Below are 16,720 nucleotides of genomic sequence, written 5' to 3' on the forward strand. Positions count from 1 at the left end.
ACTGTTTCCGCACCACCTAGTCGCTTATTGTCGATGTTGGTTGAGGCAAAGGGATTAATTTATTTGTTTTTTACCGTTGTTCTAGCGGTACTTCTTTTTTCTTGGCACGCTACTGATCCGGGCTGGGTGAGTACCTTGACAGATGGGCAGGTACGTAACTTACTAGGAACATTTGGTGCGTATATGGCTAATATTGTTTACTATCTGGTGGGGGCTTCTGCTTGGTGGTTAGTTATATTATTAGCACAACGTACCTATATTTCATTAAAGCGTGTTTTTGGAGCGAATGTTGTTATTGACCCAGAGTTGGCATTACCTCGTGTTCCATGGGAGTTATGGACAGGTTTTATTTTGGTCTTTTTCTCTTCAATGGGGATTGAGGCTACACAAAATTATACATTGCTATCCTCTTTACCCGGAGGAGCAGGGGGCGTATTAGGAAATACAATTGCTAATTATTTACAAACCTATATTGGTGTAGGCCCTGCTGCATTACTATTAATTATTTTGTTTTTAGTGGGTTTAAGTTTATTTTTTAATTTTTCGTGGTTGAGTGTTGCTGAAAAAATTGGTGTACTAATTCAGCGTTTTATTAGTTTCTTTATTAAGCATCGTGAAGAAGTAGAAGACCGTAAGATTGGTGAGCAAGCCAGTGAGACACGGGCAACAGTTGTAGAATCGCAAAAAGAAGATCTCTCTGTGCATGCGGAACCCATTCGGATTGAACCTGCTGTTGCTCATGTTAAGCAAGCACTCAAAGTTGTGCAAAAAACCAAACAACCCGTGCTTTTTACGCTTTCAGATGAAGAGAGAGAAGTTGAGTTACCAACGTTAGACTTATTAGACCCAGCACCTGAAATACAGGAAACCGTTTCTCTTGATACGATTGAATATAACTCTCGTCTTATTGAGAAAAAACTGAATGATTTTGGGGTAGAAGTCAAAGTAGAAGCGGCTCAAGCAGGCCCTGTGATTACACGTTATGAGATTGAGCCTGCAACAGGAGTACGAGGTACGCAAATCGTTAATCTTAGTAAGGACTTAGCACGTTCATTGAGTGTCGTACGTCTTCGTGTCGTAGAAACCATTCCCGGTAAAAGCCTAATGGGGATTGAGTTACCGAATCCTCGCCGTCAAACTGTACATTTATGTGAAATTATTGGTTCTGAAGTTTTCCATAAAAGTGCCTCTTTACTTACTTTAGCACTAGGTAAGGATATTGCCGGTCATCCAATTGTTGCTGACTTGGCAAAAATGCCCCATCTATTAGTAGCAGGAACAACAGGTTCAGGAAAATCGGTGGGTATTAATGCCATGATTTTATCTATTCTGTATAAGGCTGACCCTAGTGAAGTAAGATTAATTCTCATTGACCCTAAAATGCTTGAAATGAGTGTTTATGAGGGGATTCGTCATCTACTTGCTCCAGTTGTCACCGATATGCGTCAGGCGGCTAATGCACTTAATTGGTGTGTTGCGGAGATGGAGCGCCGCTATAAGGTTATGAGTAAGATGGGTGTACGAAATATTGCAGGGTATAACACTAAGATTCGTGAAGCTAAGAAAAAGGGAGAAAGTATTCCTAATCCATTTTCTCTAACACCAGATGATCCTGAACCGCTAGATACATTACCAATGATTGTAGTGATTATTGATGAGTTAGCAGACTTAATGATGGTGGCAGGCAAGAAAATTGAAGAGTTAATTGCTCGTCTTGCTCAAAAAGCCCGTGCCGCAGGGATTCACCTCATTTTAGCGACACAACGTCCTAGCGTAGATGTTATTACGGGTTTAATTAAAGCCAATGTTCCTACACGTATTTCTTTCCAAGTATCAACTAAGGTGGATTCTCGTACGATTTTAGACCAAATGGGGGCAGAATCACTACTGGGGCAAGGGGATATGCTCTATATGCCACCGGGATCAGGTGTTCCTTTACGGGTACATGGGGCTTTTGTGGATGATGATGAAGTACATCGTGTCGTTGAATTCTTGAAAGAGCAAGGTGAGGCAGAATATGTAGAAGGTATTCTTGAGGGAGCAACCGCCAGTGGTGATGGTGAAGCTGGCTTTGCTGGTGGTTTTGGTGCAGATGCAGAAAAAGATGAACTATATGACCAAGCGGTAGAAATTGTATTGCGTACCCGTAAGGCTTCGATTTCTTCGGTGCAACGTCATTTACGAATTGGTTATAATCGAGCAGCACGTTTATTAGAGCAGATGGAAGCGGCTGGTTTAGTCTCACCCATGCAATCGAATAATAACCGTGAAATTCTTGTTCCTGCAGGACAAGGAACAGAAGACTAAGCGTATTTTTATCGTTTGGTGTACTTAATAGACTCTAAGGGATATTGATTGTAACAATTCTCTATCCCTAAGAAAGCGGATTGACTATACAAAAAGTAAAAATCGTTTTACATTGTGAGTTTTAAATTTATCCTAAGGAAAATAGAATGAAAAGAACCTTCTCTGTTTTAGCCATGAGTACTTGTCTTTTGATGGGAACTGTTGCTTTGGCACAAGAATTACAGGTTTCACCTGATCTTGCGAACCAATCCTTTTCTGTATCTACTGATTTAGGTGATATTCAATTTTCAGCGATTCCTGCGGTTAAAAATCAGACAAAAACAGATGCTCGTCAGCAACTTAGTGATTTTGTAAAGAATATCCAATCGGCTACGGGTCAATTTGCACAAGAGACAGTAGGGGGCAATAATCCTCAACCTCCTTCTTCAGGTGATTTTGCTTTCCAACGTAATGGGGGTAAATTTTCATGGCATATTCGTAAGCCCTATGAGCAACATATTGTGTCAGATGGGCGTATTGTGTCTCAATATGACCCCGATTTAATGCAAGTAACAGAGCGTACTATTAAGGGTGCATTGGGTAGCTCACCTGCGGCTATTTTATTTGGAAAGGGTAATTTAGAGAATAATTTTACTGTTCAGATTTTACCTGAATCAGAGGGTATGGTTTGGTTAAGAGCAACACCTAAGGTAGCAGATGAGGGAATGAATTATATTGATATTGCTTTTGCTAATAATTTACCTGCGGAGTTGCGTATTTTGGATTCTTTTGGGCAAACAACCCATATTAAACTACGTAACTTTAAGTCTAATGTTAGTATTGCCAATAAAACCTTTCAATTAAATCTACCTAATAATGTAGAGCGTGTTCGGTTGGATTAAGGGTTTAGCGTTATCTTATATTGATAATGGTTTTATAGAGATAAGCACCTTTATTAAAGTGTTATGGAACAAGGTACAGATTTATTTTCTCAAAAGCTGCTTGATGTGCCTTTGGCAGAGCGTTTGCGTCCTAAACATCTTTCGGAAGTAGTAGGGCAAACACACCTATTGGCAAAGGGAAAACCCTTGCAAGTTGCTTTCCAATCTGGGCGACCACATTCCATGATATTTTGGGGGCCTCCCGGCGTAGGAAAAACAACATTAGCACGTTTAATGGCAAATGGTTTTGATGCTCAATTCATTGCTATTTCGGCGGTATTGGGCGGTGTTAAAGATATTCGTGAGGCGGTACAATCGGCACAAATAGCCCAATCACAAGGGCGAAAGACTATTTTGTTTGTGGATGAGGTGCATCGTTTTAATAAAGCTCAACAAGATGCTTTTTTACCTTATGTTGAAAGTGGTTTATTTACTTTTATTGGTGCAACGACTGAAAACCCTTCGTTTGAAGTCAATTCCGCACTGTTGTCTCGCGCAAGAGTGTATGTACTGGAAGCACTTAAACCTGATGAATTAAATATTCTTATCCATAGGGCATTAGATGTCGTAAATGAAACCCATACTGAAAATCCGTTTAGTATGGATGAGGCGGTTAAAGAGCATCTAGCACAATGGGCGGATGGTGATGGAAGACGGTTAATTAATGCGATTGAGATTGTGTTAGAGTCGGCTTTAGTCGTTGGGCAGTACACCATTACATTAGAGTGGTTAGAAAAATTTTTACCTCAAAATCTAAGGCGATTTGATAAGGGGGGTGATGCTTTCTATGATCAAATTAGTGCTTTACATAAATCGGTAAGAGGCTCTCACCCTGATGCCGCTTTATACTGGCTCACTCGAATGCTAGATGGTGGGGCAGATCCTAAATATTTGGCACGCCGTATTGTACGAATGGCATGGGAAGATATTGGCTTGGCTGACCCTAGAGCGATGCAGATAGCCAATGATGCAGCAGCGACTTATGAGCGATTAGGAAGCCCTGAGGGTGAATTAGCCTTGGCACAAGCAGTGATTTATCTGGCGGTTGCAGCTAAAAGTAATGCGGGTTATATGGCATATAATGCTGCTCGTGCCTTTGTGAAACACGATAAATCTCGTCCTGTTCCTTTACACTTACGCAATGCCCCTACAGAGCTGATGAAATCATTAGGATACGGTAAGACTTATCGTTATGCTCATGATGAACCTAATGCTTATGCGGCAGGGGAAACCTATTTACCTGAGGGAATGGACGAACCAAATTGGTATCAACCTGTTCCAAGAGGGTTAGAATTACAAATTACAGAAAAATTAGCACGATTAAAACAGTGGGATAAAGAGGCTTTATCATCTGATAAAAATAAGCGTTGAGTTGTTTTTTGAGATACTTAAACTTAGATAACGTATTGGAAAAATACTATTAATAGAATATAGATTGCTACAATATTAATTAAGAATAAATCTATCAAAATTGCTACAGCGAATTGTCATACTTCCCCTATTTAAAAATTAGTCCTTATTAGCCACTCTACGTATTTTGGAAGAATCATTGATATATTGATAAAATCAGTATAGTATTTTCCAATAAATGGTTTAGATATAAATATGTTGTAGAGGGATAATGGATAGTCGTTTGATGCAAATCAGTAAAGAAGATTTAGCCAAATTAGAACGGGCTGTTGTTTTATTAGAATCACCGACGTTGACAGCACAAATTACCAATTTACTGGGTAAGGTAGTTAAAATTGATCTATTGCCAAATTATATTCAAGGTAAAATTGTCGGTATTGCTGAACAAGCCTTAGATACTGTTTTTAATGTGGCAAGCTCAACAATGGAAGATAAACAAAAAGTATCGTCTCCTCTATTACATAAATTAGCAGCTGCCGCGACTGGAGGAGCAGGGGGATTTTTTGGCATGACGGCTATACTCGTTGAAATGCCTATTTCGATTACAATTATGATGCGTTCTATCTTAGATATAGCACGTGAAGAGGGTTTTTCTTTGCGAAGTTATGAGACTAGAATGGAGTGTATTAAGGTTTTCGGTTTAGGTAGTAATTTATCACAAGATGATGATGAATCGGAGTCAGGCTATTTTTTGTCAAGAGTAGCACTAGATCGTATTACGCAAAGTTTATCAAAAACAGCAATGGAGATAGCGGCTAAAGATATTGGGGTAAAACAATTTGCTACTACAAATATTCCTTCTCAAATTATAGAGCCAGTCAGCAAAGCCATGATTAAATTAATTCAAGCGGTTGCGCAACGTTTTGGGGTTGTTTTAACAGAAGAAGCTGCCGCCAAACTTGTTCCGGGTTTAGGGGCTGTTACGGGTTCAATGCTTAATACAATGTTTGTTGATTATTATCAGGATATGGCTAAGGGGCATTTTATGGTAAAAAAACTTGAGCAAAAGTACTCTGAAGAACTTATCAAAACAGAATATCAACGTATTTATAAGCAACAAAAAATATCAAAATAAGTGGTTTTTATTATTTGAGGGGGTAGTAATTGGAGTGCTATATCATATATTTATTGGGGATATGGAAAAATAAAGTGTAACACGGCACATCTTACATTATCGACTTATCTTTTAAAACATGACACTTTGATCTTGAAATTAAGCCGTATTAATGCGTTATTTAAAATATAGGACTCTACTTTAAAAATATATTATTTCTCTTTCGCTATAACAGGTAAAACAGCTTTAAAACAGCTTCCTTCCCCAAATATGCTTTCTATTTCTAATGTAGAGTGGTATTTTGCCAGTGCGTATTTTGTAATCGCTAAGCCAAGCCCTGTACCACCTGTTTGTCGTGAACGTGCATTATCAATACGATAAAAGCGTTCAGTTAGGCGAGGAATATGTTCTGGAGCGATACCAATACCTGTATCTGTTACAGAAAAAATAGCATGATCTGTATCTGATCTACTAAGTTGAACAGTAATAACCCCTTGTGCTGGGGTATAGCGTACAGCATTAAAAGTAATATTACTAAATGCACTATATAGCTCTGATTCTAAACCATAAAAATAAATATCTGGTTCCACTTCAATAATAAATTGATGCTGTCCTTTAGAGATATTTTGGGTGGCTTCAATCACTTGGTTTACCATATAAGAAAGATTGAATTGTTGGAAATCACCTGCGGTTGATTGTCCTCGTTCTAAACGTGAAAGCGTTAATAAGTCGGTTAGCAGATTCAGCATTCTTTTGCCTTCTTTCTGCATAAGCCCTAAGAAAGTTTGGCGCTGTTCAAGTGGTAAATCAGGTATATCAGATAATGTTTCAACAAAACCATTAATAACGGTTAATGGTGTGCGTAATTCATGAGAAACATTGGCAACGAAAGTAATTTGTGCATCATCTAATTGTTCTTGTTGAGTAATATCTTGTGTGATAATGAGTTCACTTTGTTGCGTAAAGGGCTGACGGCTAATGGATAAAATACGTTTAAAATATTGCCCATCAGGTATGCTTAATTTTAAGGTAAGTGGCTGATTATCAAGTTTTTCTTGTAAGAATTGCTGACACTCTGGTAAACGGATAAGGTTTTGTAAAATACCTTTAAGGTCATTTTGATAATTAAGATTAAGGTGTTGGCAAATAAGGGGATTAAACCATTCGATACGACCTTCTGTCAGAATGATAATACCGCAAGGAATGGCCTCAATAATATGATTAAAACGAGCTAAAGAGGCAGAAAGTTTTTTCTTTCTCTTTAGGCTCGCTTTGCGAAGGGACAAAATTTTATCAAAAATATGTCCCCAGATACCAAACCCCTGTAATTTACTTTGTTGATCATTTAACCACCTAATAAGACGGGTAAGATAAAAGAGTTGTACACTTATCCAACCTAGTAGAACAATACTAATAGACATCCACATTAGTGTTGTTCCGCCTATTAAATAACAGATCCCTGCTACTAAAAAGAGTAGTAAAAAGAGCCGAATAAAGGTGGGTAAAAATAATCTCATTGTGTTTCTTCTTTACCAAAACGGTAGCCGAATCCTCTGACGGTTTGTAGTAAATTATCAAGTCCGCTGGGTTTGAGCGATTGGCGTAAACGGCGTATATGCACATCAATAGTCCGCTCTTCCATAAAAACATGATCTCCCCAGACAAAATCAAGTAATTGTATCCGACTATATAAGCGATTAGGGTGTGTCATAAAGAAATGCAATAATTTAAATTCTGTTGCACCTAAATTGAGTATGACACCATTGCCTGAAACAACTTTATTGATCGGATCAAGATTTAGTCCGTTGATACTGATTAATTGCGTTGTTTTATGGGGGTGGTGACGGCGTAATAATGCATTAACACGAGCCGTTAATTCACGAGGGGAAAAGGGCTTTGTGACATAGTCATCAGCCCCTGTATTTAACCCTTTTTCTTTATCTAATTCATCACTACGAGCCGTAAGGAGGATAATCGGTAAAGATTGTGTACGACTGTTACTACGTATCTCTCTGATAAAGTCAATGCCAGAAATATCGGGTAGCATCCAGTCAAGTAAGATAAGATGAGGAAGCTGTTCACTAATATGATGTCTGGCTTGTGAGATACTGTCAGCAAGTTTTACATTAAATCCGCCCTGCGTTAAGGTGAACTGAATTAAGGTAGCGATAGACTCTTCGTCTTCTACGACAAGAATATCGGCTTTTGACATAGAGTATTCCTTTGTATTATGAATATAAGTCTAAGTGTATTAACCAAATTTACCTGTAATATAGTCTTCCGTTTCTTTACGTTTGGGTTTCGTAAAGATTTGTTTGGTATCATTGACTTCGATAAGTTCCCCAAGATACATATAGGCTGTTATATCAGATACACGGGCAGCTTGTTGCATATTATGTGTAACAATAGCAATCGTGTAATCATTTTTGAGCTCTGTGATTAACTCTTCAATATAAGCAGTAGAAATAGGGTCTAATGCTGATGTAGGCTCGTCTAGTAATAATACATCAGGTTGGCAAGCAATAGCACGCGCAATACATAGACGCTGTTGTTGCCCACCAGAAAGAGAGTTACCTGATTGTTTTAATTTGTCTTTTACTTCTGTCCAGATAGCTGATTTACGTAATGCCCATTCTACACGATCATCTAAATCACTTTTGTTGAGTTTTTCATAGAGTTTGACACCAAAAGTAACATTATCATAGATTGACATAGGGAAAGGCGTTGGTTTTTGGAAAACCATACCAACTTTTGCACGGAGTAGATTAACATCAACCTCTGGACTAATAATATTTTTTCCATCAAGTAATAATTGTCCCTCTGCACGCATATTAGGATAAAGGTCATACATACGGTTAAATATACGTAGTAAGGTAGATTTACCACAACCAGAAGGTCCAATAAAGGCAGTTACTTTTTTTTCTAAAATATCAAGATTAATATTTTTTAAGGCATGAAAATTGCCATAGTAGAAGTTAAGATTAAGGGCTGAAATTTTTGTTTGCATCATAAATTCCTTAGTGTTTTTGACGACCTAAAATTCTTGCCATAATATTGGCAAATAGTACCGTAATAGCAATGAGTAACGCACCTGCCCATGCTAAAGATTGCCAGTCTTTATAAGGACTCATGGCAAATTGATAAATAACATTAGGTAAGTTAGCAATAGGTTGGCTCATATTTGAGCTGAAAAATTGATTATTTAACGCGGTAAAGAGTAAGGGTGCTGTTTCACCAGAAATACGAGCGAAAGCAAGTAAGACACCTGTAAGTACCCCTGTTTTAGCTGCTTTAAGTGTAACCATAGAAACCATTTTCCATTTTGGTGTTCCTAGTGCATAAGCTGCTTCGCGTAAGCTATTGGGGACTAGCTTTAGCATATTTTCTGTTGTTCGAACAACAACAGGTATAACGAGTAAGGAAAGTGCGAGAGATCCTGCCCACCCTGAAAAATGCCCTTGCTTAACAACAAAGATACCGTAAATAAATAGACCGATAACAATTGAGGGAGCGGAGAGCAAAATATCATTCATAAATCGAGTCATGCTAGCTATCTTGCTATAACGACCAAATTCAGCTAAGTAGATACCTGTTAAAATACCGATAGGTGTACCAATAAATAGTCCAAATATGGTGATTAATAAACTTCCCCAAATGGCATTACGTAAACCACCACCAGCATCAGGGGGCATGGTATCAACTCTAAAAAGATGTAATCCTAATCCGTTGATACCATTGGCTAATAGCGTATAAAAAATCCAACCTAACCAAAATAGACCAAATCCCATCATTAACCAAGCAATGAGTAAATAGGTACGATTAAGCCATTGGCGACGTGTATAGAGTGAATGATTAATAGTAGTTTTCATTTAACGTCCCTCATTTTTTACCATTTTTAATAACAGTAATTTTGATAAACATAATACAGTGAAGGTAATAATAAAGAGGATTAAACCTAAGTAGAGTAGGGAAGATAAATGCAATGGATTCACCGCTTCTGCAAATTCATTTGCCAGTGCAGAAGTAATGGATACGCCAGAGTTATTTAGACTAGCACTAATATTAAAGGTATTACCAATAATAAAGGTAACTGCCATTGTTTCACCCAATGCACGACCTAAACCAAGGATAATGCCACCAATAACACCTACTTTGGTATAAGGTAGAACAATGTGGCGGATAACCTCCCAACGTGTACAACCTAAACCATAAGCAGATTCTTTAAGCATTGTGGGTGTTACTTCAAAAACATCACGCATTACAGAGGCAATATAGGGGATAATCATAATGGCAAGAATTAAACCTGCAGGGAAAAGACCAATTCCCATAGGAATACCACCGAATAAGACACCAATGAATGGTAGATGGCTAAAATGCTCAATAATAAAGGGTTGAAGGGTATCAGAAAAAATAGGAGCAAAGACAAATAAGCCCCACATACCGTAAATAATAGATGGGATACCAGCAAGTAGCTCAATAGCAATACTTAATGGGCGGCGTAATATAACAGGGCATAGTTCTGTTAGGAATACGGCAATACCAAAACTCACTGGTATTGCGATCAATAGTGCAATAACAGAAGTTACTAATGTACCGTAAATGGGGGCTAATGCACCGTATTGACCTTGTACAGTATCCCAATCGCTTGAGCTGAAAAATCCGAATCCAAACTGTTGCATAGCTGGATAGGCACCAATCACTAATGACACTAAGATACCACTAAGACTGGCTAATACGAGTAAGGCAAAGAATCGAGTAATATTTACAAATATAACGTCAATAAATGCCTGCTGTTTTAATTTTTGGGAAAGTATCATCATGTTTCCTCATTCCCTCCCTCAAATGAATAGAGGAGGGAGGGAATATTTTTTTATTACTTATTCACTTTTTTCCATTCAGTACGTACCAATTCTTTTACAGCATCTGGTAAAGGTACATAATCAAGTTTTTGTGCTTGTTCATTTCCTTTTTGGTATGCCCAGTTAAAGAAATCAAGTACTGTTTCTGAACGTTGTTTATCAGCACCATTTTTTGGTACTAAAATAAAGGTAGCTGCTGCTAATGGCCATGCATTTGCTGCTGGTTGATTTGTTAGCACTAAGTTAAATCCTTTTGCTTTTGTCCAATCAACATTGGCAGCGGCAGCAAAGTTTTCTTGAGATGGAAGTACAAAATTACCTGCTGCATTTTGTAGTTGGATATAGGTCATTTTATTTTGTTTAGCATAAGCATACTCTACATAACCAATAGAGTTTTTAACACGACCAACATAAATAGAAACACCTTCGTTGCCTTTACCTGCAGCACCGCTTGCTGAGGTTGGCCATTTTACGGTGTTAGCAGCACCAACTTTTTCTTTCCAGTCAGGTGATACTTGGCTTAAATAATGCGTGAAAATAAAGCTTGTACCTGAACCGTCTGAGCGGAATACGGTAGTGATAGGTGCATCAGGTAGTGAGGCAGATGGATTTAATTGTTTAATTTTCTCATCATTCCAGCGAGTAATTTTGCCTAAGTAAATATCGGCTAATAATTCGCCTGTTAATTTAAGTTCCCCTGCTTTGATACCTTCTACATTAATAATAGGTACAACACCACCAATAACGGTTGGGAATTGGATAAGGTTGTTTTTAGTAAGATCTTCTTCTTTCATTGGTGAGTCAGAAGCACCAAAATCAACAGTACCAGAAATAATTTGTTTTACACCACCAGATGAGCCGATAGATTGATAGTTAATTTGATTACCTGTTTCTGCCTTATAATCCATTGCCCATTGTACATAAATGGGTTGAGGGAAAGACGCGCCAGCACCTGTAACAGTAGTAGCTTGTGAAACTTGACTAAAAGTAAGTGTAGACAATAAAGTTAATGTTATTGTACTAATCTTTTTCATGGTATTCTCCTTGAGTTAATTATGTGTGAATTATTATCACGCCGATAAAGATAACAAATGAATATGTCAGAAATATGACAAATAATATTTACAATTTGATTTGTTTTTTTAACAACACTAAGGTGGTAGAGGAAAGGTATAAAGGGGGAGGGATAAGATAATGGGATTATCTTGTAGCGATGTTTGTGGGGAAAAAGAGGGGGGCTACGCTACTGTTATTATTGTTATATATTGTCTGTTTTATTAGGGGAAGAGATGTAAAACAGAGGGCTGTAGCGTAGCAAAGGGGGGCTTATATTAGATGTTTTATTGTAAATTAGATTCAATTTCAGCCAGTGGCTTGTGTCGTATATCAATACCATGTACTAAATAGACAACGTGTTCAGCCATGTTTTTAGCATGATCGCCAATACGTTCAATCGCTTTATTCATCATCATAACATCAATCCATGTGCTGATTCTTTTTGGATCTTCAAAGATATTGGTTGTGATTAAGCGAATTTGGTTACGATAGTCTGTATCTAGTTTTTCATCGGCTAAGCGTAAAGTAATCACCGTATTTTCATCTAAACGGGCAAAAGCATCTAATGCTTGGCGAACCATACTAAATGCCATTTCTAAAATGCGGTGTGTATCGTATAGTTCTGGAATAGTGATTTTATTATTTGTTAATAAATTATTGGTATAGAGAGCGATTTTTTTAAGCTCATCACCAATACGTTCTAAATCGACAATCATTTTGGATGTTGTTAAGACAAAGCGTAAATCACTTGCAGCAGGTTGTCGTCTAGCGATAATGGTTTGGCAATGATCATCAATACGACCTTCCATATCATTAATTTTTTTATCGTTTTCAACGACTTCTTCTAAACCTTGTGTGTTACCTTGGTTTAGACTGTTGAGAATGGTTTGGATTTGTTGCTCAATAATGCCGCCCATTTGCATAACTTCTGTGCGAACGTTTTCAAGCTCTTGGTTAAAATAGGAAGAAATGTGCTGATTTTTCATTGAAATAAGCCCTAAAATAAATTATAAACAGTGCCAGTATAAAGAGTAAATATGTCAAAAATATGACAATTAATCGTTTCTTATTTTTCCTTCATTCTAATGTATTGTGTTTAATAATATTGAATGCATAAAATAGATATGATGACTAAAACTATTAATCATAGTGTAGGGAAAGCTACTCACCTATCATTTTATAGGGTCATGTTAATTGGCTTTATTATTTGTTTTAGATAAGAATATTATTTGTAGTGTAAAGGTATTCTTATCATTTATGCGTATTACTTGATTAAAGTATATAAAAATGATGGTATATATTGATAATTTATGCTAAATTTCTAATGTCTTTTCTTTATAAAAAGGATTTTCATGATGAAAAAAACAATCATAGCAACTGTTATTGGTTCGGTGTTTATGTTAGCGGCTTGCAGTGATAATACTGAGCTGACTCAAGCGAAAGAAAAGTTGGCTACCCTTGAGCAACAATCGGCTCAACAGGTAGAAAAATTAACGGCTGAACTCAATCAAGTTAAAGCAGAATTGGCAACTCATGCTTCTCAAGTACCTGCATTGCACGTAAAGGTATCGACTGTATTTGAAAAAGAAGAAGAAATCAAACATACGGTTAAAGATGAGTATGATATAGAAACAACAACAGTGCATTATAGAATGCAAGTCCCTGAAACAGGTATAGATTGGCTTGATACATTACTTGTAAAAGTCTATAGTAATACTGATGGTAAATTATCAGACAAAGTATTGACTAAAGAAGCACTTACTCAACAGGCTCAACAAGAATTTTCTACTATAGTTGATGATATTAAAAAAGAGCCTATTAGTGGTTATGAGCATATTTCTAATGCTGAGTTTGAAGGACAGCGTGAAAATATCGTGACATTTAGCCATTCTTATTATTCTTATGCCGGTGGTGCGCATGGTGTAGGAGGTATTAATTATATTAATATTGATACAAATAAAAAGGCAATTATTACCTTAAATGATTTAATTGCGCCTGCTCAACAAGATAAATTAAAAGATATATTATGGGGAAAGTATAAGGGAGATCAGGCAGAAGAAGATCTTTTTGTAAACAGAAAAGATTTTGATTTTATTAAAAATAATAATTTCTACTTTAGTCCAGCTGGTTTACACTTTGTCTATCCTGTGTATACACTAGGCCCTTATGTAGAGGGGGAAGTAGAATTGACCGTTTCATGGTATGAAATTAATGCTTTATTAAATAAAGATTATCAACGTGAATCCATTGAAATGGACTCTGTAGAGGGTAGTTAGTATTATCTGTTCTTACTATTATATCGAGGTAATATAACGATTGATAATCGGTATAAAAAGTGAATAGAAGAGATGGTATAAAGTAGTGAATAAAGCGTAGGAAGTTTATACTTTATATACAAAAAATAGTTTACTAACCACTTTCTTCTTTTTAATAAAAAAATCCCCAGAGAAGTCTGGGGATTTTGTTTGAATCGATGAAGTGGTGAAAAAGAAATTTCCCACCACTAAATTGATTATGCTTTCACTGTAGCAGCAAGTTCTTTGTAGCTATCGATTTGATCAAAGTTCATATAGCGATAGATCTTATCACCATTTTCATTAATCACTCCAATATCAGCAAGGTATTCTTCTCGTGTAGGAATACGACCAAGACGAGAACAAATTGCTGCTAATTCTGCCGAACCGAGATAGACATTGGTATTCTTACCTAAACGGTTAGGGAAGTTACGTGTACTGGTTGACATTACGGTTGCCCCTTCTCGAACTTGGGCTTGGTTACCCATACAGAGTGAGCAACCCGGCATTTCTGTACGCGCACCAGAAACACCGAATACACCATAGTGTCCTTCTTCGGTTAATTGCTCTGCATCCATTTTGGTTGGTGGAGCAATCCATAGGCGTACAGGAATATCACGTTTACCTTCAAGTAGTTTAGAAGCGGCACGGAAATGACCGATATTGGTCATACAACTACCGATAAAGACTTCGTCAATTTTTGCACCAGCAACGTCTGAAAGTGTTTTCACATCATCAGGGTCATTAGGGCAGGCAACGATAGGTTCGTGAATTTCATTTAAGTCAATCTCAATGACAGCAGCGTATTCTGCATCAGGATCGGCTTGTAATAATTGTGGATTTGCTAACCACTCTTCCATTTTACGGATACGGCGAGCTAATGAGCGTGCATCTTGATAGCCATTTGCAATCATTGTTTTTAATAGGGTGATATTACTATTGATGTATTCAATGATTGGCTCTTTATTAAGATGTACGGTACAACCAGCCGCTGAACGTTCAGCAGAAGCATCGGTGATTTCAAAAGCTTGTTCTACTTTAAGATCAGGTAAACCTTCGATTTCAAGGATACGTCCAGAGAAGATATTTTTCTTACCTTGTTTAGCAACGGTTAATAAACCTTGTTTAATAGCGTATAAAGGAATTGCATTCACAAGGTCGCGTAGTGTTACGCCAGGTTGCATTTTACCTTTGAAACGAACTAAAACAGACTCAGGCATATCTAATGGCATAACACCTGTTGCAGCAGCAAAGGCAACAAGACCAGAACCTGCAGGGAATGAAATACCAATTGGGAAACGAGTATGAGAGTCACCACCTGTACCGACTGTATCAGGTAATAACATACGGTTTAGCCATGAGTGAATGACACCATCACCGGGACGTAATGAAATACCACCACGGCTACTAATAAAGGCAGGTAATTCATGGTGTGTTTTTACATCAACAGGTTTTGGATAAGCTGCGGTATGACAGAATGACTGCATGACTAAGTCAGCAGAGAAACCTAAACAAGCAAGGTCTTTTAATTCGTCACGTGTCATTGGACCAGTGGTATCTTGGCTACCGACAGAAGTCATGCGTGGTTCGCAGTAAGTACCTGGACGGACACCTTGTCCTTCAGGTAAACCACAGGCACGCCCAACCATTTTTTGAGCCAATGTAAAGCCTTTACCTGTATCAGCAGGGCTTTTGGGTAGGCGGAATAAGGTTGATGGGGGTAAACCAAGGGCTTCACGCGCTTTTGCGGTTAGACCACGACCAATAATCAATGGAATACGACCACCTGCACGGACTTCATCAAATAAAACATCTGATTTAACTTGGAATTCGGCAATGACTTGACCATTTTTGATGGCTTTACCTTCGTATGGGCGAAGTTCAACTTCATCTCCCATTTCCATTTGAGAAACATCTAATTCGATAGGTAATGCACCGGCATCTTCCATGGTGTTATAAAAGATAGGAGCAATTTTACCACCCAAACAGACACCACCAAAACGTTTGTTAGGAATGAAAGGAATATCTTCACCCGTAAACCATAAAACAGAGTTAGTTGCTGATTTACGAGAAGAACCTGTTCCTACCACATCACCGACATAAGCAACAAGATTACCTTTTTCTTTGAGTGATTGGATAAAGGCAACAGGACCACGTTTACCATCTTCTTCTGGTTCAAAAGCAGCGCCTTCACGTTTGTTTTTTAACATGGCGAGTGCATGCATTGGAATATCAGGACGTGTTGTGGCATCAGGTGCGGGTGATAAGTCATCGGTATTCGTTTCACCGGGTACTTTGAAAACAGTGATTTTGAGACTTTCAGGTACTTCAGGACGACTAGTAAACCATTCGCCATCTGCCCAGCTTTGTAGAACTTCTTTGGCAAATTGATTACCTTTTTCGGCTTTCTCTTGTACATCGTGGAAAGCATCAAACATTAATAAGGTTTTTTTCAATGCATTAGCGGCAATTTGCCCTAGTTCTGGGTTATCTAAAAGCTCAATTAATGGGCTGATATTGTAACCACCTAGCATAGTACCTAGTAGTTCAGTTGCATAAGCAGGGCTGATAAGCGCATTTTTTTCACTACCAAATGCGAGAGCAGCGAGGTAAGATGCTTTTACTTTGGCTGCTTCATCTACACCAGCAGGTACACGGTGAGTGAATAGCTCTAATAAAAATTCTTCTTCACCAGTAGGTGGATTTTTGAGCAATTCGATAAGATCAGCGGTTTGTTGCGCTGATAGGGGGAGGGCAGGAATACCCAAGGCAGCACGTTCTGCTGCATGTTTACGATACGCTTCTAACATATGCTTTCCC

At 37.8% G+C, this 16,720-nt stretch carries 13 protein-coding genes; 5 read left to right on the top strand and 8 right to left on the bottom strand.

Annotated features, from left to right (window positions below):
• The first annotated feature begins 33 nt into the window (after positions 1 to 33).
• The 4 genes from F9B76_RS00005 to F9B76_RS00020 all read left to right on the top strand — a co-directional run bounded on the left by F9B76_RS00005 (position 34) and on the right by F9B76_RS00020 (position 5,712).
• The gene (locus tag F9B76_RS00005; RefSeq protein WP_159992201.1) at positions 34 to 2,307 is read left to right on the top strand and encodes a DNA translocase FtsK; all 2,274 of its coding nucleotides are present in this window, start codon (positions 34 to 36) and stop codon (positions 2,305 to 2,307) included.
• A 146-nt stretch (positions 2,308 to 2,453) separates the two neighbouring features.
• On the top strand, positions 2,454 to 3,188 hold the full coding sequence (gene lolA, locus F9B76_RS00010; RefSeq protein ID WP_159990242.1) for an outer membrane lipoprotein periplasmic chaperone LolA: 735 nt from the start codon (positions 2,454 to 2,456) through the stop codon (positions 3,186 to 3,188).
• Between the two features lie 63 nt (positions 3,189 to 3,251).
• A complete protein-coding gene (locus F9B76_RS00015) occupies positions 3,252 to 4,598 on the top strand; it encodes a replication-associated recombination protein A (protein ID WP_159990243.1) in 1,347 nt (448 codons plus the stop codon).
• A gap of 250 nt (positions 4,599 to 4,848) precedes the next feature.
• The gene (locus F9B76_RS00020; protein ID WP_159990244.1) at positions 4,849 to 5,712 is read left to right on the top strand and encodes an EcsC family protein; all 864 of its coding nucleotides are present in this window, start codon (positions 4,849 to 4,851) and stop codon (positions 5,710 to 5,712) included.
• A 191-nt stretch (positions 5,713 to 5,903) separates the two neighbouring features.
• Here the strand turns inward: F9B76_RS00020 and phoR are convergent, their stop codons facing one another.
• From phoR to phoU, 7 genes are all read right to left on the bottom strand, one after another.
• A complete protein-coding gene (gene phoR / locus F9B76_RS00025) occupies positions 5,904 to 7,208 on the bottom strand; it encodes a phosphate regulon sensor histidine kinase PhoR (protein ID WP_159990245.1) in 1,305 nt (434 codons plus the stop codon).
• A complete protein-coding gene (gene phoB / locus F9B76_RS00030; RefSeq protein WP_159990246.1) occupies positions 7,205 to 7,903 on the bottom strand; it encodes a phosphate regulon transcriptional regulator PhoB in 699 nt (232 codons plus the stop codon). The genes phoR and phoB overlap by 4 nt, the downstream gene beginning before the upstream one ends.
• Positions 7,904 to 7,942: 39 nt before the next feature.
• A complete protein-coding gene (gene pstB / locus F9B76_RS00035; protein WP_201289312.1) occupies positions 7,943 to 8,701 on the bottom strand; it encodes a phosphate ABC transporter ATP-binding protein PstB in 759 nt (252 codons plus the stop codon).
• 7 nt (positions 8,702 to 8,708) lie between these two features.
• Positions 8,709 to 9,560 (bottom strand): phosphate ABC transporter permease PstA, encoded by an 852-nt coding sequence (pstA, locus tag F9B76_RS00040; RefSeq protein WP_159990247.1) that lies wholly within the window; start codon positions 9,558 to 9,560, stop codon positions 8,709 to 8,711.
• On the bottom strand, positions 9,561 to 10,511 hold the full coding sequence (pstC, locus tag F9B76_RS00045) for a phosphate ABC transporter permease subunit PstC (protein WP_201289313.1): 951 nt from the start codon (positions 10,509 to 10,511) through the stop codon (positions 9,561 to 9,563).
• 53 nt (positions 10,512 to 10,564) lie between these two features.
• A complete protein-coding gene (pstS, locus tag F9B76_RS00050; RefSeq protein WP_159990248.1) occupies positions 10,565 to 11,584 on the bottom strand; it encodes a phosphate ABC transporter substrate-binding protein PstS in 1,020 nt (339 codons plus the stop codon).
• A gap of 306 nt (positions 11,585 to 11,890) precedes the next feature.
• Positions 11,891 to 12,592 (bottom strand): phosphate signaling complex protein PhoU, encoded by a 702-nt coding sequence (gene phoU, locus F9B76_RS00055; protein ID WP_159990249.1) that lies wholly within the window; start codon positions 12,590 to 12,592, stop codon positions 11,891 to 11,893.
• A 366-nt stretch (positions 12,593 to 12,958) separates the two neighbouring features.
• On the opposite strand from phoU, the gene F9B76_RS00060 reads away from it, so the two are divergent.
• On the top strand, positions 12,959 to 13,882 hold the full coding sequence (locus F9B76_RS00060) for a DUF3298 and DUF4163 domain-containing protein (RefSeq protein ID WP_159990250.1): 924 nt from the start codon (positions 12,959 to 12,961) through the stop codon (positions 13,880 to 13,882).
• Between the two features lie 236 nt (positions 13,883 to 14,118).
• Here the strand turns inward: F9B76_RS00060 and acnB are convergent, their stop codons facing one another.
• Positions 14,119 to 16,710, bottom strand: coding sequence for a bifunctional aconitate hydratase 2/2-methylisocitrate dehydratase (acnB, locus tag F9B76_RS00065; RefSeq protein WP_159990251.1), 2,592 nt, complete (start codon positions 16,708 to 16,710; stop codon positions 14,119 to 14,121).
• Between the last annotated feature and the right edge of the window lie 10 nt (positions 16,711 to 16,720).

The organism is Pelistega ratti, assembly GCF_009833965.1.
GTDB classification, from domain to species: Bacteria; Pseudomonadota; Gammaproteobacteria; order Burkholderiales; family Burkholderiaceae_B; genus Taylorella; species Taylorella ratti.